The sequence below is a fragment of the Mesorhizobium sp. B2-4-19 genome, assembly GCF_006441315.1.
Lineage (GTDB): Bacteria > Pseudomonadota > Alphaproteobacteria > Rhizobiales > Rhizobiaceae > Mesorhizobium.
The window spans coordinates 1-24015 of record NZ_VFUV01000012.1 but is presented as its reverse complement, the minus strand read 5'-3'; the positions used below and the strand labels follow the sequence as shown (position 1 = coordinate 24015).

General features: G+C 65.2%; 20 protein-coding genes. 11 read left to right on the top strand and 9 right to left on the bottom strand.

Features of this window, described 5'->3' with window-relative positions; genetic code table 11:
- Positions 1–112: 112 nt before the first annotated feature.
- Complete coding sequence (locus FJ546_RS20020) at positions 113–2131, bottom strand: thioredoxin domain-containing protein (protein ID WP_140890901.1); 2019 nt, start codon at positions 2129–2131, stop codon at positions 113–115.
- A gap of 59 nt (positions 2132–2190) precedes the next feature.
- Between FJ546_RS20020 and mnmE the strand changes: the two genes are divergently transcribed.
- The 6 genes from mnmE to FJ546_RS19990 all read left to right on the top strand — a co-directional run bounded on the left by mnmE (position 2191) and on the right by FJ546_RS19990 (position 9717).
- Positions 2191–3522 carry a tRNA uridine-5-carboxymethylaminomethyl(34) synthesis GTPase MnmE gene (mnmE, locus tag FJ546_RS20015; protein ID WP_140890900.1) on the top strand — a complete coding sequence of 444 codons (1332 nt, stop codon included), beginning with the start codon at positions 2191–2193 and terminating at the stop codon, positions 3520–3522.
- Positions 3523–4205: 683 nt separating this feature from the next.
- Complete coding sequence (gene mnmG, locus FJ546_RS20010) at positions 4206–6113, top strand: tRNA uridine-5-carboxymethylaminomethyl(34) synthesis enzyme MnmG (protein ID WP_140890899.1); 1908 nt, start codon at positions 4206–4208, stop codon at positions 6111–6113.
- Positions 6110–6742 carry a 16S rRNA (guanine(527)-N(7))-methyltransferase RsmG gene (gene rsmG, locus FJ546_RS20005; protein WP_140890898.1) on the top strand — a complete coding sequence of 211 codons (633 nt, stop codon included), beginning with the start codon at positions 6110–6112 and terminating at the stop codon, positions 6740–6742. Before mnmG ends, rsmG begins: the two co-directional genes overlap by 4 nt.
- A gap of 55 nt (positions 6743–6797) precedes the next feature.
- On the top strand, positions 6798–7595 hold the full coding sequence (locus FJ546_RS20000; RefSeq protein ID WP_019862172.1) for a ParA family protein: 798 nt from the start codon (positions 6798–6800) through the stop codon (positions 7593–7595).
- Positions 7596–7676: 81 nt separating this feature from the next.
- Positions 7677–8564 (top strand): ParB/RepB/Spo0J family partition protein, encoded by an 888-nt coding sequence (locus tag FJ546_RS19995; protein WP_095789017.1) that lies wholly within the window; start codon positions 7677–7679, stop codon positions 8562–8564.
- 523 nt (positions 8565–9087) lie between these two features.
- Positions 9088–9717, top strand: coding sequence for a DUF1326 domain-containing protein (locus FJ546_RS19990; RefSeq protein WP_181168006.1), 630 nt, complete (start codon positions 9088–9090; stop codon positions 9715–9717).
- 86 nt (positions 9718–9803) lie between these two features.
- Here the strand turns inward: FJ546_RS19990 and holA are convergent, their stop codons facing one another.
- Positions 9804–10847, bottom strand: a complete 1044-nt coding sequence (gene holA / locus FJ546_RS19985) for a DNA polymerase III subunit delta (RefSeq protein WP_140890896.1) — start codon at positions 10845–10847, stop codon at positions 9804–9806.
- A gap of 319 nt (positions 10848–11166) precedes the next feature.
- Between holA and FJ546_RS19980 the strand changes: the two genes are divergently transcribed.
- The 4 genes from FJ546_RS19980 to lpdA all read left to right on the top strand — a co-directional run bounded on the left by FJ546_RS19980 (position 11167) and on the right by lpdA (position 16405).
- Positions 11167–12399, top strand: a complete 1233-nt coding sequence (locus tag FJ546_RS19980) for a 3-methyl-2-oxobutanoate dehydrogenase (2-methylpropanoyl-transferring) subunit alpha (protein ID WP_140890895.1) — start codon at positions 11167–11169, stop codon at positions 12397–12399.
- 3 nt (positions 12400–12402) lie between these two features.
- Positions 12403–13416, top strand: a complete 1014-nt coding sequence (locus FJ546_RS19975) for an alpha-ketoacid dehydrogenase subunit beta (RefSeq protein WP_140890894.1) — start codon at positions 12403–12405, stop codon at positions 13414–13416.
- Positions 13417–13433: 17 nt separating this feature from the next.
- Positions 13434–14765 carry a dihydrolipoamide acetyltransferase family protein gene (locus tag FJ546_RS19970; RefSeq protein WP_140890893.1) on the top strand — a complete coding sequence of 444 codons (1332 nt, stop codon included), beginning with the start codon at positions 13434–13436 and terminating at the stop codon, positions 14763–14765.
- Between the two features lie 245 nt (positions 14766–15010).
- Complete coding sequence (gene lpdA / locus FJ546_RS19960; protein WP_140890892.1) at positions 15011–16405, top strand: dihydrolipoyl dehydrogenase; 1395 nt, start codon at positions 15011–15013, stop codon at positions 16403–16405.
- 151 nt (positions 16406–16556) lie between these two features.
- On the opposite strand, the gene FJ546_RS19955 is transcribed toward lpdA, so the two are convergent.
- Positions 16557–17660 carry a saccharopine dehydrogenase family protein gene (locus FJ546_RS19955; RefSeq protein ID WP_140890891.1) on the bottom strand — a complete coding sequence of 368 codons (1104 nt, stop codon included), beginning with the start codon at positions 17658–17660 and terminating at the stop codon, positions 16557–16559.
- 127 nt (positions 17661–17787) lie between these two features.
- Here FJ546_RS19955 and FJ546_RS19950 point away from each other — a divergent pair, with 127 nt between their 5' ends.
- Positions 17788–18216, top strand: a complete 429-nt coding sequence (locus FJ546_RS19950; protein ID WP_140890890.1) for an Lrp/AsnC family transcriptional regulator — start codon at positions 17788–17790, stop codon at positions 18214–18216.
- 138 nt (positions 18217–18354) lie between these two features.
- Here the strand turns inward: FJ546_RS19950 and FJ546_RS19945 are convergent, their stop codons facing one another.
- The 6 genes from FJ546_RS19945 to FJ546_RS19920 all read right to left on the bottom strand — a co-directional run.
- Positions 18355–18609, bottom strand: a complete 255-nt coding sequence (locus FJ546_RS19945; protein WP_140890889.1) for a DUF1344 domain-containing protein — start codon at positions 18607–18609, stop codon at positions 18355–18357.
- A 250-nt stretch (positions 18610–18859) separates the two neighbouring features.
- Entirely contained in the window at positions 18860–21514 is a 2655-nt protein-coding gene (locus FJ546_RS19940; RefSeq protein WP_140890888.1) for an ABC transporter permease, read from the bottom strand.
- A complete protein-coding gene (locus FJ546_RS19935; protein WP_246686887.1) occupies positions 21511–22194 on the bottom strand; it encodes an ABC transporter ATP-binding protein in 684 nt (227 codons plus the stop codon). Before FJ546_RS19935 ends, FJ546_RS19940 begins: the two co-directional genes overlap by 4 nt.
- Positions 22187–22849, bottom strand: coding sequence for an ABC transporter ATP-binding protein (locus FJ546_RS19930; protein WP_140890886.1), 663 nt, complete (start codon positions 22847–22849; stop codon positions 22187–22189). Before FJ546_RS19930 ends, FJ546_RS19935 begins: the two co-directional genes overlap by 8 nt.
- A 1-nt stretch (position 22850) precedes the next feature.
- Positions 22851–23456 carry a hypothetical protein gene (locus FJ546_RS19925; protein WP_140890885.1) on the bottom strand — a complete coding sequence of 202 codons (606 nt, stop codon included), beginning with the start codon at positions 23454–23456 and terminating at the stop codon, positions 22851–22853.
- Positions 23457–23587: 131 nt separating this feature from the next.
- On the bottom strand, positions 23588–24015 hold a 428-nt coding region (locus FJ546_RS19920; protein WP_140890884.1), incomplete at its 5' end, for a sensor histidine kinase.

Here is a 24015-nt window from a genome sequence, read left to right as displayed (position 1 = left end):
GGGAGCGCATTCCCCGCCTTCGTCACCCTCGGGCTTGACCGATGATCGGTCCAGAGGCTCACCCGGCGGGAGCAGAAGCTGCACCGCGTCGCTTCGTTATGAGATGACGACCCTAGCGTCGCCGCAACAGCCGCTCCAACTCTTCAGCAACCGTCACCACCGGCAAACACACTTGCCCGGTACACAGCCAGGCACCGGCTTTGTCGGTCGGTGGCAGAATCCCACCCGGCAGCAAGGGTCGATTCGCTTCCGAACCAATCGCGGCAATGATATCGACGCGGCGCGGGTCGGCGCACCGATTCGCAACCGGAACGAGCTTCGAATCCTCTGGACTATCGACGATGACCAGTTTCAAAGGTTCGATGGCAAGCGCGCAGGCATTGACGATGCCGGCCTGGCCATAGGCCTGGTGCGCCGCGCGGCCAGCCGCGTGCTCGGCGATTTTCCAGGCTTTTTCACCGAGATCGAGATCGCCGGCAACGGAGGCCAGCCGCACAAGTGCTGCGATGATCTGGCTGGTGGCCGAGGAAATAGCCTCGTCGGCATCGCCCCTGATGCGGATCGGCACATCGGTGCTGTCCGAAGCAGTCAGATAGTAGCCTGTGCCGGCGGCATCGGTGTGCCAATGATCGAGCTGTTCGATGAACCGCTTCGCCTGGTCGATGTAGCTCCAATCGCCAGACGCCTCGAACAGCGAGATCGCCGCGTTGGCCATGGCGGCGTAGTCGCTCGACAGAGCGGGAAACAGTTTTCTGGCGCCGAGCATGGAATGCGGCAAGCGGCCGTCGCGGCTGGCGGCGGAGATGTGGGCGAAGGCCTTGGCCGCGGCCTCGATCCAGTCGGGACGGCCCAGCGAGCGACCGGCCTCGGCGAATGCCGCGATCATCAGGCCGTTCCAGTCGGTGAGGGTCTTGGCATCGAGGCCTGGCCTGACGCGCTCTTCCCGGACCGCGAGAAGCCTGGCTTTGAGCGGAATGAGTTTTTCGCGGTCGGCCACGCTTTGGGTTTGCTGGGCGCGGGTTTGGTGGACGACCGGCTTGCCTTCCCATCCATGCGGGGCAGATAGCGTGAAGTATTTGAAAAACAAGGCTGAATCGTCACCAAGGACGGCTTCGATCTCTTGCCGGCTCCAGGTGTAGAACAGCCCTTCCTCGCCTTCGCTGTCGGCGTCGAGGCTGGCGGCGAAGGCGCCGCCGGTGACGCGCATTTCGCGTAGCAGCCAGTCGACGGTCTCTTCGATTCGTATCCGGAACAAATCATTGCCGCTTGCCGAAAAGGCCCAGTTGCAGAAGCGGATCAGCTCGGCATTGTCATAGAGCATCTTCTCGAAATGCGGCACCAGCCATTCGGCATCGGTGGAGTAGCGGCTGAGCCCGCCGCCAATATGATCGTATATGCCGCCGCCCAGCATCCGTTCCAGGCTGACCATCACGTCGTCGCGATGCGCGGCATTGCCATCGCGCAGCCAGGACAGCCACAGCGTCAGCATGAATGGCGCGTTGGGGAATTTCGGCGCGCCACGCAGGCCGCCAAGGTCGCCGTCGATCATGCCGTCGATGCGGCCGGCGAGGTCGGTGAGCGTGCCGCGGTCGAGGCTCTGCCTGGCGTGCGTGCCGGAGAGCCGCGCCTCGACATGGGAGGTCAGGCCGTCGGCGCTCTGGTGCAGGCTGTCGCGCTTCTCGCGCCAGGCCTTGTCGACCGCTTCCATCACCTGGATGAAGCCCGGGCGGCCATAGCGCGCCTCGCGCGGAAAATAGGTGCCGCCCCAGAATGGCTTGCCGTCCGGCGTCAGGAACATGGTCAGCGGCCAGCCGCCTTGCTCGCCCATCGAGGAGAGCGCGGCCATATAGATCTGGTCGATGTCGGGACGCTCCTCGCGGTCGACCTTGATATTGACGAACAGACGGTTCATGACGGCGGCGACGCCGTCATTCTCGAAGCTTTCATGCGCCATGACATGGCACCAGTGACAGGCGGCATAGCCGACGGAGAGCAGGATCGGGCGATCGAGCGTCCTTGCTTCTTCGAGCGATGCCGGCGACCAGGCCCGCCAATGCACGGGATTGCCGCTGTGCTGCTGCAGATAGGGGCTGGCCTCTTCGGCAAGCAGGTTTTGCGCGGGCAATGTCACGATGGGCAACTCGGGTTGTTTGAAGGCGCGAGGCTAGGGCGGTTCAACAGAGCGAGCAAATGATTTCAGGCGATTCGATCGTTGCGCTGTCGAGCGGCCGGCTTCCGGCCGGCGTCGCCGTGCTGCGTATTTCCGGTCCACGGACTCGATTCGTGGTCGAAACGATTGCCGGCGGCATGGTTAAGGACCGGGCGGCGGTCCTGCGCAGGCTCAAGGCGCCCGATGGAACCGTGCTGGACAGCGGGTTGGTCATCTTCTTTCCCGGCCCGGCCAGCTTTACCGGGGAGGATGTCGCCGAATTCCATGTCCATGGCGGACGCGCCGTGGTGGCCAGGATGCTGGAGATCATCAGTGGCTTCGACGGCGTCAGGCACGCAGAGCCGGGCGAATTCACGCGCCGAGCCTTCCTCAATGGCAAGGTCGACCTCGTAGAGACGGAGGCGCTGGCGGACCTGGTCAATGCCGAGACCGAGGCGCAGCGGCGCTTTGCGGTCGAGAATGCCGAGGGTGTCCAGAGCGAGCTCTATCTGAGCTGGCGGCGCCGGCTGATCCACGCGCGGGCGATGATCGAGGCCGAGATCGACTTTGCCGACGAGGAGGATGTGCCGGGATCCGTTTCGGAGACGGTCTGGTCGGATGTCCAGGCTATGATCGGCGAGATCGATCGCCACATCGCCGGATTTCATGCGGCCGAAATCATCCGTGACGGCTTCGAGGTGGTGATTCTCGGCGCGCCGAATGCCGGCAAGTCGAGTCTCTTCAACGCCTTGGCGCGGCGCGATGCAGCTATTGTAACGGATGAGCCCGGCACGACCCGTGACCTGCTCGAGGTGACGCTGGATCTCCGTGGCTTGCGCGTCAGGCTGACGGATACGGCCGGCTTGCGCGACGCGCCTGGCAAGGTCGAGGCGATCGGCATCGAGAGGGCGCGGGCCAAGGCGGACCGCGCCGATCTCTTGCTGCTGTTGGAGGACGCCTTGTCGCCCAAGGTCATCGGCCAGGTTCCGAGCACGGCCCCAATGTTGCATGTCGGCACCAAGCTCGACCTGTTGGAGGAGCAGGCGGCCGGCGATGCGGCCGGCCGATACGACTTCGTCATTTCAGTCGTGAATGGCACGGGCGTGGAGGCGCTGCTCGCCGAAATCGGCCGGCGCGCGGCGGAAGCGGCGGGTCATGTCGGCGACGTTCTGCCGTCGCGCCTGCGCCATGTCGAACTGCTCGGTGAGGCGAATCGGCATCTGCTTCGCGCCGCTGCCGAGGGTGCCGCAGGCCAGGAACTGCGCGCCGAGGAGCTGCGGCTGGCGGCGGACAGCCTGGGCCGAATCGTCGGCGCGATCAATGTCGAGGATATGCTCGACGTTATCTTTTCGCAGTTCTGCATCGGGAAATGATTCACGTGAAACAAGCGCTTAGGCGGACATGGCGTGAGTGCGCTGTCCTGATGCTTGCTTGTCTTTTCTAAAGCGCCCCTGCGTCATCCTTGGGTCTCCGCGACAGAGCTTCGGTCCTGCTCCGCCCGTGGATGAGGAAGGCGACGCTTCGGCACTCCCCGACCATGACTCACGTGAAACAATTGCTCGGTTGAACACGCCGGGGTTTCTGTGGTGGTGATGCGTTTGCGGAAGTCGTGTCGCTTCGTCGTCCCATGGCGGAGCAAGGAGCGAAGCGACGCGGCGCAGACCATAGGATCCATGCCGGGCCTCCGACGCGTCACTAACGGTGCAAGATTCTGCTCCACTGCACCCCACGGTCACGGAATGGATTCTATAGTCTGCGTGACGGAGCTTCGCTCCGCCCGTGGATGACGAAGTTGGAGCCACTCGGCAATTACTAGCTGTGATTCACGTGAAACACAGCGCCACGCCCTACCTCCCGCTTGTGGGAGGTTGGACTGTAGGTCCGGGGTGCCGGTCTTAGCCGCACCCCTCCCCGCTGCTGCGCAGCGACCCTCCCACAAGGGGCGAGGGGAAGGCATTGCTCTGTTTCACGTGAAACCTGCCGCGAAGTTTTCTTGACAGCTTGTCCTTGCGGGGACATGTGTCCCTCAATCTCTTTTTTGAGTCCAGGATTTGAAATGACCGATCACTATGATGTGGTTGTGGTGGGCGGCGGCCATGCAGGGTGCGAGGCGGCCAGCGCTGCCGCGCGCGCCGGCGCCAGAACCGCGCTGGTGACGCTGCGCTTCGATACGATCGGCGTGATGTCGTGCAATCCCGCGATCGGCGGGCTTGGCAAGGGCCATCTGGTCCGCGAAATCGACGCCATGGACGGGCTGATGGGCCAGGTGGCGGATGCGGCCGGCATCCAGTTCCGTCTGCTCAACCGCCGCAAGGGTCCTGCGGTGCGCGGGCCGCGCACGCAGGCCGACAGGAAGCTCTATCGCCTTGCCATGCAGGAAGCGATTCGGCAGCAGAACGATCTCGACGTGGTCGAGGGCGAGGTCCTGGATTTCGAGATTGACGAAGGACGGATCGCCGCTGTCCTGCTGGTCGACGGCCGCAGGCTTGCGTGCGGCGCCGTGGTCCTGACGACAGGCACCTTCCTGCGCGGCCTCATTCATATTGGCGAGAAGAAGATCGTCGCCGGCCGGATGAACGAGCAGGCGAGCCTTGGCCTGTCGGCGACGATGGACCGTGCCGGCTTCAAGCTCGGCCGGCTGAAGACCGGTACGCCGCCACGGCTGGACGGAAAGACCATCGACTGGGCGTCGCTGGAAAGGCAGGCGGCGGACGAGGATCCCGTTCCGTTCTCGCTGATGACCGACCGCATCACCACGCCGCAGATCGAGTGCGGCATCACCCGCACGACGCCGGCCACGCATGCGCTGATCCGCGCCAATCTCGGCCGCTCCGCCATGTATTCCGGGTCGATCGAAGGCGTCGGGCCGCGCTATTGCCCGTCGATCGAGGACAAGATCGTCAAGTTCGGTGACCGCGACGGCCACCAGATCTTCCTGGAGCCGGAAGGGCTCGACGACGACACCGTCTATCCCAATGGGATCTCGACCTCGCTGCCGCAGGATGTGCAGTTCGACATCCTCAAGACAATTCCCGGGCTCGAGCATGCGACCATGCTGCAGCCCGGCTATGCCATCGAGTATGATCACGTCGATCCGCGCGAACTGCATCAGACACTGGAGACGAAACGTGTCGCCGGCCTCTTTCTCGCCGGGCAGATCAATGGCACGACCGGGTATGAGGAGGCGGCTGGCCAGGGCCTGCTCGCCGGCCTCAATGCGGCACGGCGGGCGTCGGGCGGCGAGCAGATCGTGCTCAGCCGCACGGAAGCCTATATCGGCGTGATGGTCGACGATCTGACCAGCCGCGGCATCAGCGAACCCTACCGCATGTTCACCTCGCGCGCCGAATTCCGGCTGTCATTGCGCGCCGACAATGCCGATGAGCGGCTGACGCCTGTCGCCGAGAGACTGGGGATCGCCTCGGCGCAACGCATGCGGCGCTACGGCGATGTCATGCAGCAGCTCGACGCGGCGCGCGAACTGGCCCGATCGGTGGCGATGACCCCGAACGAGGCGGCGCGGCATGGGCTGGAGATCAACCGGGACGGCGTGCGCCGGTCCGGTTATGAGCTGCTGGCCTATCCCGGCGTCGATGTCGCCTGGCTGGCCGGGATCGAGCCTCGATTTGCGGCGATCGACGCCAAGACCGCCGAGCGCCTCGAAACGGAAGCGAAATATTTCGTCTATCTCGACCGGCAGAAGAGCGATGTCGCGCAGATCCGCCACGAAGAGAGCCGGCTGATCCCCGAGACGGTCGATTTCGGAGGGGTAGCGGGCCTGTCCAATGAGTTGAAGCAGAAGATGCAGGCGCGGCGGCCGCGGTCCATCGCCGATGCGCAGCGCATGGAGGGCATGACGCCGGCGGCACTGGCGATCATCGTCGCGCATGTCCGCCACTGTGAGAGTGCGCAGAGACCCCAGAGCGAACAAAGGCCCCAAAGCGCACAAAGGGTTGTTGCGTGAGCTCTTTCTCCCGGAAGAGCCTGCAGGACGCGGCCGGTCCGGTTTCACGTGAAACATTCGATCGCCTTGTGGCGTTCGAAGCCATGTTCCAGAAATGGAATCGCAGCATCAATCTGGTGGCGCAGTCGACCGCGGGCGATGTCTGGCAGCGCCACATCCTCGACAGCGCACAGCTGGCGCGCATAGAACCCAATGCCAGGCATTGGGTCGATATCGGTTCGGGTGGCGGCTTTCCCGGTCTGGTCATGGCTTTCCTGCTCGCCGAGCGCGACGGGGCCAGTATCGATCTGGTCGAGAGCAACCGCAAGAAGGCGTCGTTCCTGCAGACCGTCATCGGCCAGTTCAACCTGCCGGCGCGGGTCATTGCGCGGCGGATCGAGGACAGCCATGCGCTTGTTTCGCAACCACAAATCGTCACGGCACGGGCCCTGGCCTCGCTTTCGGTCCTGCTCGACCTGTCCGCGCCGTGGCTGAGGTCAGGCGCGCGCGGCCTGTTCCACAAAGGCCGGGATTATCGCGCCGAAGTGCAAGAAAGCGTTAACCGATGGGCCTTCGATCTGGTAGAACATGCCAGTGTGACGGACCCCCATGGCGTCATCCTGGAACTGTCTAACCTGCGACCTGTCTGATCTTCGACTTGTCGGGCTATTTGGCGACCCAAAAATGAATTTCTGGCATAAACCCATGAAGAACGGCCCCCGAATCATCACCGTAGCCAACCAGAAGGGCGGGGTCGGCAAGACCACCACCGCCATCAATCTGGCCACCGCTCTGGCCGCGATCGGCGAAAAGGTGCTGATCGTCGACCTCGACCCACAAGGCAATGCCAGCACCGGCCTCGGCATCGACCGCAAGGACCGCACGGTCTCGTCCTACGACGTGCTGACCGGCGAGCTGGAGCTGGAAGCCGCGGCCATTCCGACCGCCGTGCCCGGCCTGTCGATCGTGCCGTCGACGCTCGACCTGCTCGGCATCGAGATGGAGATCGCCTCGGCGCCCGACCGGGTGCTGCGGCTGCGCAACGCCTTGCGTGCGGCCTCGGCGCGTTCGGCCGGCTTCGGCTATGTGCTGATCGACTGCCCACCCTCGCTCAACCTTCTGACGCTCAATTCGATGGCGGCGGCCGATTCGGTGCTGGTGCCGCTGCAATGCGAGTTCTTCGCGCTCGAAGGCTTGAGCCAATTGCTGGAAACCGTCGAGCAGGTGCGCCGGTCGATCAATCCGGACCTCACCATCCAGGGCATCGTGCTGACCATGTATGACGGCCGCAACAATCTCGCCAACCAGGTGGTGCAGGATGTCCGCCAGCATATGGGCGACAAGGTCTACGAAACCATCATTCCGCGCAATGTGCGGGTGTCGGAGGCGCCGTCCTACGGCAAGCCGGCGATCCTTTACGATTTGAAGTGCTCGGGCAGCCAGGCTTATCTGCAACTGGCCTCGGAAGTGATCCGCCGCGAGCGCAAATTGCGCGCCGCTTGATTAGATCGGATGCAGAATTAACAGCCGATTCGATACCGAAACGATCTCAAGACATTTATCCTAAATAGACCTGGAATAGACATGAGCGAAGACCTTTCGAGGAAAAGACTGGGCCGTGGCCTGGCGGCACTGATCGGCGAGATCGATCGCCCGGCGGCGCCGGAAAAGCCCGGCATGAGCGCCGACGGCAAGGTGCCGATCGAGTTTCTCAGCCCCAACCCGAAGAATCCGCGCCGGCACTTTGGCGACGCCGAACTGACCGACCTCGCCCAGTCGATCCGCGAACATGGCGTGGTGCAGCCGGTGGTGGCCCGGCCGTCGCCGACGCAGGCGGGTCGCTACGAGATCATCGCCGGCGAGCGGCGCTGGCGGGCGGCGCAGCGGGCCGGGCTGACCGAGATCCCGGTCATCATCCGCGAGGTCAACGACCGCACCGCGCTCGAGCTGGCGATCATCGAGAACGTCCAGCGCACCGACCTCAACGCCGTCGAGGAAGCGCTGGGTTACCAGCAGCTGATCGACGAGCACGGCTACACCCAGGCCGATCTCGGCAATGTCATCGGCAAGAGCCGCAGCCACGTCGCCAACACGCTCCGGCTGCTGAAGCTGCCGGATGTGATCCGCGACATGCTGGTCGACGGCGCGCTGTCGGCCGGCCATGCCCGCACGCTGGTGACGGCGGAGGATCCGGCCGGCCTTGCCAAGCGCATCGTCGAGGAAGGGCTTTCCGTGCGCCAGGCCGAAGCGCTGGCGCAGATGCCGGCCGGCCCCACGCCGGCCAAGCCGAAGCAGCCGCAAGCCGCGCCGGAAAAGGATACCGACACGCTGGCGCTGGAAAAGCTGATGACCGACACGCTCGGCATGATCGTGGCCATCGATCACAAGGGCAAGGGCGGCGAGCTGCGAGTGTCCTACCGCTCGCTGGAGCAGCTGGACGAGCTGTGCCGGAGATTGAAGCAGGAGCGGTAGTTAGGCGGCGAATAACATCAAGCGGAAGCTTGATTCAACGCAAGAAAAAAGGGGGCTGGCCGTTGGGTCAGCCCTTTCGTTTTGCCAGGGCTGGCGACACGAGCTGATGGGGAGCGATGCTGGCGGCGGCGGTAGGCGATTGGCCCATCTCCCCCCTTGTGGGGGAGATGGCTGGCAAGCCAGAGGGGGTGCTGGCCCGCCGACATCTCAATGGATAGTGATGCAGCTTCAGGTATCTCCGCCAGTCGAAGCTGGCCGACGCAGCGCTCTACGGCGCCCCGCACTGCCCTACCGGGCATCTCCCCCACGAGGGGGAGATTGCAGCTTCGCCGATTTCGCCAGTCACCAGCGCCGCGCCCGCGGCTTGACAGTGCCGGGCAACGGCGTACTCTATATTAGATATGGCTTAAATTAATTGCCCTAGCGTGCCGGTCGCGGCGAGGGCCGTTCGCCATTCCTGCAATAGTCCTGAAATGGCATCGCCTCGCCAGAATGATATGCCGACGCGCCTGACGCATGGGAGGTGCAAGTGGCAGTCCGTTGGCAATTGTCCGGAAGTTACTTCGAAAATTGCAGCTGCGATGTCGTGTGTCCCTGCCTGCTGTCCACCAAGCCGCAGCTGACATCGAGGCCGACGAAAGGCGTTTGCGACGTCGGCCTGGTCTTTCACATCGATACGGGCAATTACGGCGACGTTCGATTGGACGGGCTCAGTGTCGCGATGGTCGCTCACACGCCGGGTCCGATGGCAGACGGCAATTGGACGGCCGCCGCCTATATCGACGAACGGGCCGATGACGGGCAGACAGAGGCGCTGGGTGCCATCTTCACTGGCGCCGCGGGCGGCCCGATGGCGGTGTTGGCGCCCATGATCGGCACGAACCTCGGCGCCAAGAAGGTGCCGATAGACTACCGGATAGACGGCAAGAAGCGGTCGGTGGCGATTGCCGGCGTCATGCAGATGGCGGTCGAACCGCTGCCGACGATGCGCGAGGACGGGCAGATGTGGGCGGCCACCGGCCATCCTGTCAATCCCGACTGGCTCGGCATGGCGATGGGGGCGGAAGGCAGCACGTTCAGCGACCACGGCATGAGCTGGGACAATTCCGGCCAAAACGCACATTACGCCCCGATCAATTGGTCCGGCCAGTAGCCGCAGGCGCTGCCGACCTTCCAGTCGGCGGGCGCCATGACAGTGAATTGACCGATGGAGGCAGCGCCGAAAAGGGGAGGATTGCTCTAACGCTGCCCCAGCCTGGCGCTCTCCACCGCAATGCCGAGCAGCGCCTGACGCGCCAGTGCCTCGGACAGATCGGGCCGTTTGCGGGTCTGCAGCACCGCGGTCTGCAGCCGGGTCAGGGCGCGGCTGAGCGCATCGCTGCTCCAGCGCTCCAGCGCCTTCTCCACCAGTTTGCGCCTTGAGAAGAAAACCGGCGGGCGGGCGCCAGCGACGACCGAGGCGGCATTGCGCCCGGCGGAGTCCATCTGGCCGCGCATGATTTGAATCTGCTGCAACTGGCGCATCGCCGAGGACAGCACCAGGAAGGGCGGGCCGCCGGACTGGCAGTGGCGGGTGAAGGCGGTGTCGAAGTCGCCGATCTTGCCTTCCAGCAGCGCGTCGACGGCATCGTCGAACGAGGAGCCGGACACGTCGCCTGACATCGCCCTGATATCCTCCAGGCCGATCTCCTTCCGGCCGTGGGCGTAGAGGATGAGCTTTTCGATCTCGCCGCGCGAAGCGAGCCTGTCGCCGCCGAGATTGCGGCGCAGCGCCTGTCTCGCCTCCAGCGTCATCGACATGCCGGCCTTGCGCAATTCATCGTCGATGACCGTGTCGATGTCGCGCGCCTCGTCGGCGTAGCAAGGCAGCGCCATGGCGTTGTCCGCGCCTTCGACCACGGCGCGCAAGCCGACGCCCTTCTTGAGATCGCCGGCCTCGATGAGGATGATGGCATCGCGCGCGGGCTCCGCCGTCAGCGCCTTGACGTCCTCGGCCACCGCCTTCTGGCCGGTGGCATTGCGCACCCAGAGCAGCCGGCGGTCGGAAAACATCGGCACGGTGCGGGCCTCGTCGAGCAGCCGGCCCTCGTCGCGGTCGACCTCAGAGCCCTCGAGCCGGACCACGGAGAAGGGGTCGTCGAGCGGCAGCCCGGTCTTTTCGGCAAAGGCCTTTGCGCGCTCGGAGACGAGGCCGCGATCGGGACCGTAAAGCAGGACGATGGACATGCGCGCGTCAGGCCGCGCGAGCCAGGAATCGACCTCGAAAGCTTTCTTCTGTGCCATGGGGGGTGGTTAGCATGATGTAGGGTTGGGGTGAATGGCGATCGGCACCAACGCTCTTTTCCTTCTCCCACAAGGGAAGAAGGAAGACCGCGCGAGGCCTGCCGCCCATTCGCCTTATCTGACGCCAAGCCCGGCCCAAGCTTGCGCCAAATTGCGCGCCGCCATGAAACATCGACAAGAAATTTCGCGGACATATCTTCATCTTGGCGCAGGGAGGCTGGATCGGCCGGCGCGGCCGGTGCGACGACCTTCGGCGAATTCGCACTGGACGCGCGGATGTGCGAATATCGGCGCCAGGCAACATTGGAGGACGAAGGTCATGGCCGATGCTGGGATGTTGCGTTTCCACGTTCCGGAGCCGGAAGTTCGGCCGGGCGGCACGCCTGATTTCTCCAACGTGACCATCGCAGCCGCCGGCTCGGTGCCGCGCCCCGACATCGATGTCGATCCGCGCGCCATCCGCGACATGGCCTTCTCCATTATCCGCGTGCTGAACCGCGATGGCAAAGCCGTCGGCCCGTGGGCCGGGCTGCTCTCCAATGAGGAGCTGCTGGAGGGCCTGCGCCACATGATGACGCTCAGGACCTTCGATGCCCGCATGCAGATGGCGCAGCGCCAGGGCAAGACCTCCTTCTACATGCAGCATCTCGGCGAAGAGGCGGTGAGCTGCGCCTTCCGCAAGGCGCTTAGCCCGGGCGACATGAATTTTCCGACCTATCGGCAGGCCGGCCTGCTCATCGCCGACGGCTATCCGATGGTCACGATGATGAACCAGATCTATTCCAACGAGGCCGACCCGCTGAAGGGCCGGCAGCTGCCGATCATGTATTCGTCGAAGGAGCATGGCTTCTTCTCGATCTCCGGCAATCTGGCAACGCAGTATATCCAGGCGGTCGGCTGGGCGATGGCCTCGGCCATTTCGAACGATTCGAAGATCGCGGCGGCCTGGATCGGCGACGGTTCGACGGCGGAATCCGATTTCCACTCGGCGCTGGTGTTCGCCTCCACCTACAAGGCGCCGGTCGTGCTCAATGTCGTCAACAACCAGTGGGCGATCTCGACCTTTCAAGGCATTGCGCGCGGCGGCTCCGGCACCTTCGCGGCGCGCGGTCTTGGCTTCGGTATCCCGTCGCTGCGGGTCGACGGCAACGACTATCTCGCCGTCCATGCGGTGGCCAAATGGGCGGCCGAGCGGGCGCGCAAGAACCTTGGACCGACGCTGGTCGAATATGTCACCTACCGCGCCGGCGCCCATTCGAGCTCCGACGATCCTTCGGCCTACCGGCCAAAGACCGAATCCGACGCCTGGCCTCTCGGCGATCCGATCGTGCGGCTGAAGAACCATCTGATCGGGCTCGGCGTCTGGTCGGATGACCGGCACGCGCAGGCCGAGGCGGAAATCCTCGACACGGTGATCGCGGCGCAGAAGGAGGCGGAAAGCCACGGCACGCTGCATGCCGGCGGCAAGCCGTCGACGCGCGACATGTTCGAGGGGCTCTATGCCGAGATGCCGCCGCATCTCAGGCGCCAGCGCCAGCAGGCGGGAGTCTGAGCCATGCCAAGACGGACCATGATCGAGGCCATTCGCGACGCCATGGACGTGTCGATGGGACGCGACGACAAGGTCGTCGTGTTCGGCGAGGATGTCGGCTTCTTCGGCGGTGTCTTCCGCTGTACGCAAGGCCTGCAGGCCAAATACGGCAAGAGCCGCTGCTTCGACGCGCCGATCAACGAATCCGGCATTGTCGGCTCGGCCATCGGCATGGCCGCCTACGGGTTGAAGCCCTGCGTCGAAATTCAGTTTGCCGACTACATGTATCCGGCCTACGACCAGCTGACCCAGGAAGCAGCACGGCTGCGCTATCGTTCGAACGGCGATTTCACCTGCCCGATCGTGGTCCGCATGCCGACCGGCGGCGGCATTTTCGGCGGCCAGACGCACAGCCAGTCCCCGGAAGCCTTGTTCACGCATGTGTCCGGGCTGAAGACCGTGGTGCCGTCCAACCCGCATGATGCCAAGGGGCTGCTGATCGCGGCGATCGAGGACCCCGATCCGGTGATTTTCCTCGAGCCGAAGCGGCTCTACAACGGCCCCTTCGACGGCCATCACGACCGGCCGGTGACGCCCTGGTCGAAGCATGAGCTCGGCGAGGTCGCCGACGGGCACTACACCGTGCCGCTCGGCAAGGCGGCGATCCGCAGGGCCGGCTCGGCGGTCACCGTGCTCGCCTACGGCACCATGGTCTATGTCGCCCAGGCCGCGGCCGAAGAGACCGGCATCGATGCCGAGATCATCGACCTGAGGACGCTCTTGCCGCTCGACCTCGACGCCATCGTCGCATCGGTGAAGAAGACCGGGCGCTGCGTCATCGTGCATGAGGCGACGCTGACCTCCGGCTTCGGCGCCGAGCTGTCGGCGCTGGTGCAGGAAAACTGCTTCCACCATCTGGAGGCGCCGGTGGCACGGGTCGCCGGCTGGGACACGCCCTATCCGCACGCGCAGGAATGGGACTATTTCCCCGGTCCCGCCCGGGTCGGCCGCGCCCTGATCGAAACATTGGAAGCCTAGAGTGGGGGAGGCCTGACATGGGCGAACACATCATCAAGCTGCCTGATGTCGGCGAAGGCGTCGCCGAGGCCGAACTCGTCGAATGGCACGTCAAGGTCGGCGACATGGTGCGCGAGGACACCGTGCTTGCCGCCGTCATGACCGACAAGGCGACGGTCGAGATCCCGTCGCCCGTCGATGGCGAGATCCTGTGGCTGGGCGCCGAGATCGGCGACACGGTGGCGATCGGCTCGCCCATCGTGCGGCTGAAGGTGGCGGGCGAGGGCAATGTGAAACCGCAGGGCGATGCCATTGCCGAGGCGGTGGCCGCCGAGCCGCCCGCCAAGCTCCCGACGCCGAAGCCGGAGGCCGCCGCGCCGTCCGCCAAGGCCTCGCCAAAGGCCGGCGCCACGGAGGCGAAACCTGCTCCGGCCGTTGCGAAAAACACCGGGCCGAGCTCCGTCTCCGGCGCGCCGCGCGCGGAGGGTGAAAAGCCGTTGGCGTCGCCGGCCGTTCGGCTGCGCGCGAAGGAGGCCGGCATCGATCTCAGGCAGGTCGCGGGAAGCGGCCCGGCCGGCCGCATCGGCCATGACGACATCGAGGCGTTCCTGGCGCGCGGGCCGCAGGTCGCCAAGGCATCGGGCCTGGCGCGCAACGACGCGGTCGAGGACATCAAGGTGGTGGGCTTGCGGCGCAAGATCGCCGAGAAGATGACGCTGTCCAAGTCGCGCATCCCGCACATCACCTATGTCGAGGAGATCGACGTCACGGCACTCGAGGACTTGCGCGCCGCGCTCAACAAGGAAAAGCGTCAGGCCAAGGGTGCTGGAGAGAGGCCGAAGCTGACGCTGCTGCCGTTCCTGATGCGGGCGATGGTCAAGGCGATCGCGGACCAGCCGCAGCTCAATTCGCTGTTCGACGACGAAGCCGGCATCATCCACCAGCATGGCGGCGTCCATATCGGCATCGCCGCGCAGACGCCGTCCGGGTTGGTGGTGCCTGTCGTCAAGCATGCCGAGGCGCGCGACATCTGGGATTGCGGCGCCGAGGTCAACAGGCTGGCCGAGGCAGCCAAGTCCGGCACGGCGACGCGCGACGAGCTGTCCGGCTCGACCATCACCATCACTTCGCTCGGCGCCATGGGCGGCATCGCGACGACGCCGGTCATCAACCATCCGGAAGTGGCCATCATCGGCGTCAACAAGATGATGGTGCGGCCGATGTGGGACGGCACGCAGTTCATTCCGCGCAAGATGATGAACCTGTCGTCCAGCTTCGACCATCGGGTGATCGACGGCTGGGATGCCGCGGTGTTCGTGCAGCGCATCAAGACGCTGCTGGAAACGCCGGCGCTGATCTTTGTGGATTGAGGGGCGGGACAATTGAGATGCCGGCGGGACAGCGTCCCCCTCTGCCTTGCCAGGCATCTCCCCCCACAAGGGGGGAGATCGGACGTCACGCCGGCTTTCGCCCATTTTTTTCCGCTTGAGAAGCGAGCGGAGCGCCGATGCAGCCAATCTCCCCCCTCGTGGGGGAGATGTCCGGCAGGACAGAGGGGGCGCAAAGGATCTCGACAGACTGTTCATCCAGCGCGACAACCAGTTAGGATGCGATGATGAAAGAAATCTCCTGCAAGCTGCTCGTCATCGGCGCCGGTCCGGGCGGTTATGTCTGCGCGATCCGTGCCGGCCAGCTCGGCGTCGACACGGTCATCGTCGAGGTTGGCAAGCCCGGCGGCACCTGCCTCAATGTCGGCTGCATTCCGTCCAAGGCGCTGATCCATGCGGCGGAGGAGTTCGACAAGGTCTCGCACATGGCCGGCGGCAACAGCCCGCTCGGCATTTCGCTATCGGCGCCCGTGCTCGATCTTGGCAAGACCGTTGCCTGGAAGGACGGCATCGTCAGCCGGCTCAACAGCGGCGTCGCCGGCCTGCTGAAGAAGGCCGGGGTGAAGACCGTGCATGGCTGGGCGACGTTCCGCGACGGCAAGACCGTCGAGGTCGAGACCGAGACCGGAAGCCAGGTGATCCGGGCGGAGACGATCGTCATCGCCACCGGCTCGGCGCCGGTAGAACTGCCGTTCCTTCCCTTTGGCGGGCCCGTGATATCGTCCACGGACGCGCTGGCTTTGACTGCGGTGCCCAAGAAGCTAACGGTTGTCGGTGGCGGCTATATCGGGCTCGAGCTTGGCATGGCCTTCGCCAAAATGGGCGCCGAGGTGACCGTGGTCGAGGCCTTGCCGCGCGTGCTGGCGCAATATGACGCCGAGCTGACCCGGCCTGTCGTGAAGCGGCTCGCGGCGCTTGGCATCGAGGTCATGACGGGGGCCAAGGCCAAGGGGCTGTCGACCAAGGGCGATGCGCTGCTGGTCGAAACGGCGGACGGCAAGAATGCAAAAGTTTCCGCCGACAGGATCCTGGTGACGGTCGGCCGCAAGCCGGTGACCGAAGGCTGGGGCCTCGACCAGATCGATCTCGATAGGACAGGCAAATTCATTCGGATCGACGATCAGTGCCGCACCTCGATGCGCGGCATCTTCGCCATCGGTGACGTCACCGGCGAACCGATGCTGGCGCACCGGGCGATGGCGCAGGGCGAAATGGTCGCCGAGATCGTCGCCGGCCACAAACGCAGCTGGGACAAGCGCGCGATCCCTGCTGTCTGCTTCACCGATCCGGAGCTGGTGACGGTTGGCCTGTCGCCCGAGGAAGCCAAGGTCCAGGGCGAGATCAAGATCGGGCTGTTCCCGTTCGCCGCCAACGGACGGGCGATGACGAAGCTCGGCGAGGATGGTTTCGTCCGCGTCGTCGCCCGCGCCGACAACCATCTGGTGCTCGGCATCCAGGCGGTCGGGCAGGGCGTCTCGGAACTGGCGGCGGCGTTCGGCCTGGCGCTGGAGATGGGGGCGCGGCTAGAGGACATCGCCGGCACCATCCATGCGCATCCGACGCAGGGCGAGGGGTTCCAGGAAGCGGCGCTCAAGGCGCTCGGGCACGCGCTGCATATTTGAGGTTTACCCTCCCCTTGTGGGGAGGGTCGGCTCTCAATCGGAGCGAAGCGGAGATTGGAAGACGGGGTGGGGGTGAGCGCCGACGATCGGAGAAGACCCCCCCGCTCCGCTTCGCGGATCGACCCTCCCCACAAGGGGGAGGGTGAAAAGCTCAGCTCGCCAGCCGGCTCACCATCTCATGCTGGGCATAGGCCCGCCCAAAACGGTTGGCCAGAAAAGCATCCAGCGCGATGTCCTCCTGCTTGACGAAGCCGGTCGCCGGCAGGCTGCCGTCGGCCAGCATGTCGAGCACGGCGCAGATGCCGGACGCGGTGGTGATCTGGATGGCGCTGCGCAACTGGTCGCCGACGCGCTGCGAGTAGATCTTGTTGGCGTAGGTTTCCTGCAGCAGGCGGCCGTTGCGGCGGCCGGAGACGGTGACGAAGACGATGATGACGTCCTGCAACGTCGCCGGCAGCGCGCTTTCAAAGATGTCCTTCAGCACGTCGCGGCGGTGGCGCAGGCCGAGGTCGTTGAGCAGCGCCTTCATGATGGCGGCGTGGCCGGGATAGCGGATGGTGCGGTAGTTCAGCGTGCGCACCTTGCCCTTCAGTGTCTCGGCCAAGGTGCCGAGCCCGCCCGACGTGTTGAACGCCTCGTAGGTGACGCCGTCGAGCGAGAATTCCTCGCGCTCCTCCAGCGGCGGCACTTCGATCAGCTCGCCCTCGACGATCGCCTCGCAGGGCTCGCAATATTCGTTGATGACGCCGTCGGTGCTCCAGGTCAGGTTGTAGTTCAGCGCATTGGACGGGTATTGCGGCAGCGCACCGACGCGCATGCGCACGCTTTCCAGCGTGTCGAAGCGGCTGGCCAGATCATTGGCGACGATCGAGATGAAGCCCGGCGCCAGCCCGCATTGCGGGATGAAGGCGCTCTTGCCCGAACGCGCCAGTTCCTTGACGCGGCGGGTCGAGACGACATCCTCGGTGAGATCGAGGTAATGCACGCCCGCACTTGCCGCAGCTTCGGCGATGCGCGTGGTGAGATGGAAGGGGGCGGCGCTCAGCACCGCGAATTTGCCGGCGAGTGCTGCTTCCAGCGCGCCGGCCGTGGCGATATCGAGTTCGAGCGTCTCGACGACGGCAGGGACTTCGGCCGCGGCGAGCTGCGCCGCCGAGCGGTCGACGAGGGTGACGTGGTAGTCGCCGGTCGCGGCGAGCATTCCGGCGATGGTCGAGCCGATCTTGCCGGCACCGACGATAACGATGTTGTTCATGGTCAAATACCCCTGCCAGTTTTGCTTTACTTGGCGGGAATCATCGCAGCTTGCCTGTCGAAAGGAAGCGTGAAATCTGTCAGAATGAACCCTATCTTTAGTCGATCCGCCGAAGGAGATCGTCGAAATGCTAAGTGAAGCCGAACTGACCCTGCTTTCCCTGCTGCGCGCCAACGCCCGCGCGTCGACCGCCGAACTGGCGCGGCGGCTCGGCGTGTCGCGCACCACGGTGCAGAGCCGGATCGAGCGGCTGGAACAGCGCGGCATCATATCCGGCTACGGCGTCAAGCTTTCACCGGACTATGAGCAGGGATTGGTGCGGGCGCATGTTCTGCTCACCGTGACGCCCAAGCTCGCCGACAAGGTGGTGCGCGCGCTGCAGGCGCTGCCGCCGGTCAGGACGCTGCATTCGGTGAGCGGCAATTTCGACATGATCGTCATCGTCGACGCGCCGTCGATCCGCGACCTCGACGCGCTGCTCGACCAGATCGGCGCCATGGACGGTGTCGAGCGGACCTCGTCGTCGATCATCCTGTCGACGCGCATCGACCGCTGAGGGGGCTCTTGAGGACGATGGATGCGCCATGCAGATCGGCAATGGCCCCGACCAGGCTGACGCCGCCGATGCGCCCCCGGCATGTTGCGTGCGTGTGGCGGAGGAACCGAGCCGCTCCCGGCTCGGTCCCATTTCTCTCTATTTAGCCGGCTGGATGCTCGACGCCGCCAGCTTGCCGGCCTTGGTCGAATAGGTCACCACCACCTTCTCGCCAACCTTCAGCGTCTCGGCCTCGATACCTTCCGGCAAGACGAAGGTCTTGCCGTCGGAAAGCGTGATCGAGTCGCCCTTCTTGTCGATGCTGGCAATAGTGCCGGTGGCCGCCTTTGCGAAAGCACCGGTCGAGGATACGACGGCGAATATCATTGCGGCTGCGATGGCTGACTTCTTCATGGTCTTTTTCCCGTTTGACTTGGTTGTGGAGCCGCTGGCTATTGGCGGCTCCGTTATCCGGGCCGTTTGGCCGCCGGATCTGCCTCTTCGTTTTGACGCAATTCCCAAGGGAAAGCGCTCCACGCTTTTCCCGGGAAAACCGCACCGCGCTTTTCCTGGAATTGCGCCAGCGAGAGACAAAACGAGCTTAGGCCGTGGAGTTGTCGAGGGGCTGGCCGCAAGTTTACAAATAGGTAAATCGACGCCGGCCTCACAAGTCGCGCAGCTGTTCCGCCGCCTGTCCCACCGATGACCTGGCGGACCAAACGGCGGCGGCCACCGAAGCGGCGACGAGACCGAGCATGACCGCCAGATAAGACCAGGGGATCGACAGTGCTTCGGGTGGCGGATCGAAAACGCCGGTCAACAGTTTGACCAGCATCCATGCCGTCAGCAGGCCCGAAAGGAGGCCGAACGTCATGCCGCCAACGAGGACCAGCAGACCTTCGCTCCACAGGAAGGCCGCGAGTTGGTGCGGTTTGGCGCCGATCGCGGCCAGGATGGCGAAAGGCCGGCGACGCTCGAAGAACCCCAGGGCCAGCATCAGCCCGGCGGCGGCCGCGGCCATGACGACGGCGAAGGCCAGTTCGATTGTCGTCAATCCGCCGAGATCGACCGCGGTCAGGCTCGAGCCGATGAGATGTGCGGCCTGGCCGATATCGGCCACCCTCAGCGACGGATCGGAGGTCAGCGCCGACGAGACCTGCCGGGCCAATGCGGCAGGATCGGCCCTGGCCCGCATGAGCACGTATTCGGACGCATCGGAGCCGGTCATGCGGGCCACATAGGCAGAATTGGCGACGAGGAAGGAATCCTTTGGTGCGGTCGGAAATTCGCGGGCGACGCCGATGAACCTGAAGGCCACGGGATGATACTGGTGATCCCTGGCATCGATGAGCCGCAAATTGATCGTGTCGCCCTGCTGGAGCTGGAAATCCTGCACGGTCTCTTCCGAGACCAGAACGCCGTCCGGCGTCGCAGCGAGCAGGGCGAGCGCGCCGGCAGCAATGGCACCACTGAAATAGGCATCGGAAAGACCGGTGGCGCGGCCGATGCGGGCGGGATCGATGCCATAAAGATCCTGCAGGTCCGCGCCGACATAGGCAAAACGATGCTGCATGGGCTCGGCCGCCGCCGCTTCGGACAGTGAGGCGAGCGCCGCAAGGTGGGCTCCGGCCGGCCTGTCCGTCGTGCCGAAGACGGTGACGTCGGAGCCGTTCGTCAACTCGGCGTCGATGCGCGCCTGGGCATTGTAGGTGGTGTTGAAGATGGCGGTCGACGTGGCGAAGGAGATGGCCAGCGCGGTCATCGCAATGCCGATCGTCAGCCGCCCCGCTTGCCGCGACAGGGCGGCCGATACAATGGGCGCCAGCGGCCCGGAAACCAGGGCAACGATCCTCCGCAGGAGCGCGCCATTGCGGGCGATGACCGCGGCCGACAGCCTGATCGTCAGCAGCGCCATGCCAAGCCAGAACAAGGCCGGCGCGATGAACGCCTTGTAGTCCACCGACGTCGCCGCCACGCCTTCGGGCGCAAGCACGATCTGGTATCCGGTGCTCGCCGATTGCCAGAAGAACAACCCCGCCGTGGCGAGCAGCAGGATGTCCAGCCACAGGCGCTGCCAGAGCGGCGCGGCTGGCCGACTCACGGTCCGCCGCGCCGCGGTCACGGTCGCCCAGCGCGCGTCCCGCCATGCCGGGTAGAGAAAGGCGATGAACCCGACCAGCAGCCCGAACAAGGCGACAAGAAGCAGCGTCGACCCGTCGACGCCAAGCGCGGCCTTGAAGCCCGGAGCGATGATGGCAAGCAGCGATGCCGCGGCCATGCCGATCGCGGTGCCTGCGATGGCGGCGACGGCGGCTTCCGTGGCGGACAGCAACAGGATCGCTTTGGTCGTCGCGCCGCGGACGCGAAGCAGCGCCTGCTCCGTACGTCGGCGTGCCGCGCCGGACGCGGTGACGGCAAAGGTAAGCGCAACCGCCAGCGCGACACCGGGCAGCCCGAGAAACAGGAACAGGACGGAGGCGTACAGCGCATCCTCGCGGACCGCCCCGAGGCGCGAACCGAGATTGTCGGCCAAAAGGGCCTGACCGGCGACCCGCGCCTCGAGATTGCGCTGGGCGGCGGTGACAAAAGTATAGGCCGTGACGGGATCCGGCGGCAGCGCCTTGTGGGCCAGCCGCACATGCAATTGCAGCCGGGTGGTGTCGGGCCGCGTCTTCTGCTGCGGATCGAACAATTGCCGCCAGGCTTCCTGCTGCAGGATGAGGACATTGTCGGGCGGCGCCTGCGGCGCGGCCTGGGGCGGCAGGCCAACCGCCTGGAACAAAGCGTCGGCGTCTGGGAGGTCGACCACGCCGGCAATCCTGACCTGCGCCGGCGGCAGGCCCATCCGCTTGATCGAGACAGTGTCGCCGGGAGCGACATGGAGGTTGGCGGCTGTCTGCTGGGCAATCAGCGCGCCGTCGAGGGTGCCGGAAAGCGGGCGGATTTCCGCCGGGAAATCGCTGGAATACCGGCTGTCGAAAGCAACTGCCTGGCCAGGCCCGGTGGTCTGGGTCGTGCCGCCGGTCAGGGCCTCGAAGCTGGCGACATCGGCATAGCGGACCTGATGCACGGCCTTGACCGGAGCAGCTCCTGCCAGCGCTTTGCCCACGAGGTCCGGATCGGCACCGGAAATCACCTGCACCTGCCAGTCGATTGGCACCGCCGATACGGCTCGTGCGGTCATCGATGCACCGGCGTTGGCGAGGAAGAGCGCCATCGCCGCGAGCAGAGCGACCGTCAGGGCGATGCCGGCTGCGGCACCTGCCACGCGCAGGAAGCGGCGGGCAAGCACACCACGAATCCACAGCAGGGTGATCATTCGGCAGCGGCCCCTGGCCGATGCCCGGTGGTGAGCCGGCCGTGATCCATCACCCAGCGCGTCGCCATGCGGTTGGCCACGGCTTCGTCATGTGTGGCAACGACCAGGGCGCTGTCGGTATCTTCCAGGCGGTCGAACACGGCATCGAAGAAGCGCAGCGCCGTTCGGCTGTCCAGCTGCCCGGTCGGCTCATCGGCAAGCACGAGCTTCGGACCCATGGCCAGAGCGCGCGCCATCGCGATGCGCTGGGCCTGGCCGCCGGACAGTTCCTCCGGCAGCTTGTCGCCGAGTTCGCCGAGACCGAACGATTGCAGAAGCGACGCCCCGATGTCGTCGGCGCCGGCATTCTCGCCGGCCAGCAGCATGGGAAGGCCGACATTCTGGACCGCGGTGAGGGCGGGAAACAGGCTGGGCGACTGGAATACGAAGCCAATCTGGCGCGGCCTCAGAGTTTCGAATGAACCAAGTCCGGGCCATTCGACGGTACCGGCCGTCGGCCGGTCGAGGCCGCCAAGAATATGCAGCAGCGTCGTCTTGCCGCTGCCCGAAGGTCCGACGAGAGCGATGCGCGCGCCCGACGCGATCTCGCAGTCGACATCGCGCAGCACGCTGATCCGGCCGGCGTTGCCATCGCGGAAGTCTCGTCCGAGGCCCTTTGCGACGACGAGCGTTTCAGCCACGGGCGATCCTCCCATCCTTCAGCCTGATGATGCGATCGGCCCTCTGCGCCAGCAGCTTGCTGTGGGTGGCCAGCAGCGTCGCAAGTCCGGCCTCGCGCCGCGCCTCGAAATGAGCGATCAGCCGGGATTCGGTCTCGCTATCGACCTCCGCGGTCGGCTCGTCGGCAATCAGGATCGGCGGATCGGCGGCCAGCGCCACGGCAAGGCCGGCGCGCGCGGTCTCGCCGCCCGACAGCTCGGTCGGAAAAGCGCGGGCGCGATGCGAAAGGCCGACGCTTTCCAGCAGGCCGGCCATTCGCCGGTCGTCCGGATTGTTCGCCAGCAGCATTTGCAATCGAAGGTTCTGCTCGACGTTCAGGTGGCCAAACAGGTTTCCCGACTGCAGCAGAATGCCGAAGCTGGCGGCGCGAACGCGCGTGCGATGCGCCTCCGGTCGCCGCGTCAGCCGGACACCGCCCACCTCGACATAGCCGCCATCCGGCTCATCGAGGCCGGTCACGCAGGCCAGCAAGGTGGACTTGCCGCTGCCGGATGGTCCGACCAGGGCGACGATCTCGCCGGCGGCGACATGGAAACTGACGCCCCGCAAGGCGGCCGTCTCGTCGTCGCCGATATGGAAAAAGCGATAGATCTCATGCGCGTCGAGCGCGTGCATCTCACTTCCACCGGAATGAGTTCGACATCAGTTGCCACTGATCGACATTGTCGGCGCCCTTGGGTGCATAAAGTTCGAGCGCGACGAGCTTGCCGTCCTTGAAATAGAGGTAGCGTTCGTTTTCGAGGCGAACCTGCCGGTTGGTTACCGCGTTCGGCTCGGAGTTCGAGGTGTAGACGATGCGGATCGCGGTGCCGGCCGGCAGCTTGACCTGCTTGACGGCGCTGACCTTCACGGCGCGCCCGGCGGCCTCGAGCTTGGCGACATAGTCCGCCTTGGTGCTGTCGACTGTGGGCGCGGCGTCCGCCTTGGAAACCGAGACCACGACGCCATCCAGCTTGTCGACGAAGCTTGCGCCGTCGGCACGCTCCGACCGTGCCCAGCCCTCCGGCACTTTCAGGGTGAACCCTTGCGGCGAGGTGTAGTCGATGAAGACCTGCGAATCGGGAATGTCGCCCGGCGGGTTCTTCTCCGGCTGGACGGGCTTCTCTGCGGCCGAGGCCGGCAGGACGCCAAGCACCGGAACCAAGGCGGTTGTCGTGCCCAGGCACGCCGCGACGGCAAGAGCGGGCAAGACGCCGGGGGTTTTCCAAAAAAAGTCTTTCATTTTCCGCGGCCTTTCGATGGACGGTTAGGTCCATTCATTATGCCGCTGCAAGCTTACAGGCGGGTCGCCGGCCTCATACCCTTTTGTAAGCTATTGGCGCCTTGGTAAGTTTCTGGCACCAGCCTTCGGCGCTATGGCGCCGCCGATTTTACCAGCGGAAAACTCACCACCACGGCGAGGCCAGGCTGACAATCGTCAAGGGCGATGGATGCGCCATGCAGATCGGCAATGGCCCGCACCAGGCTGAGGCCAAGGCCGTTGCCCGGCGTCGAGCGGCTGTGGTCCAGGCGGTAGAGCCGCTGAAACACCTGTTCGCGCTCGTCCGGAGGGATGCCGGGTCCATTGTCGGCGACGCTGGCAAGGACACGCTCGCCCTGGCGCTTCACTGACAGTTTGATGGTCGTGCCGGGCGGGCAATGGCGCAGCGCATTCTCGACCAGATTGGCGAACATCTGCGTCAACAGTTCCCGATCGCCATGAATCGGGTCTGCTGTTTCGCGCAGCTGCGCCGACACCAACGACTTGCCGTCGTCCTCGGCAACGTCTGTGTAGATCTCGG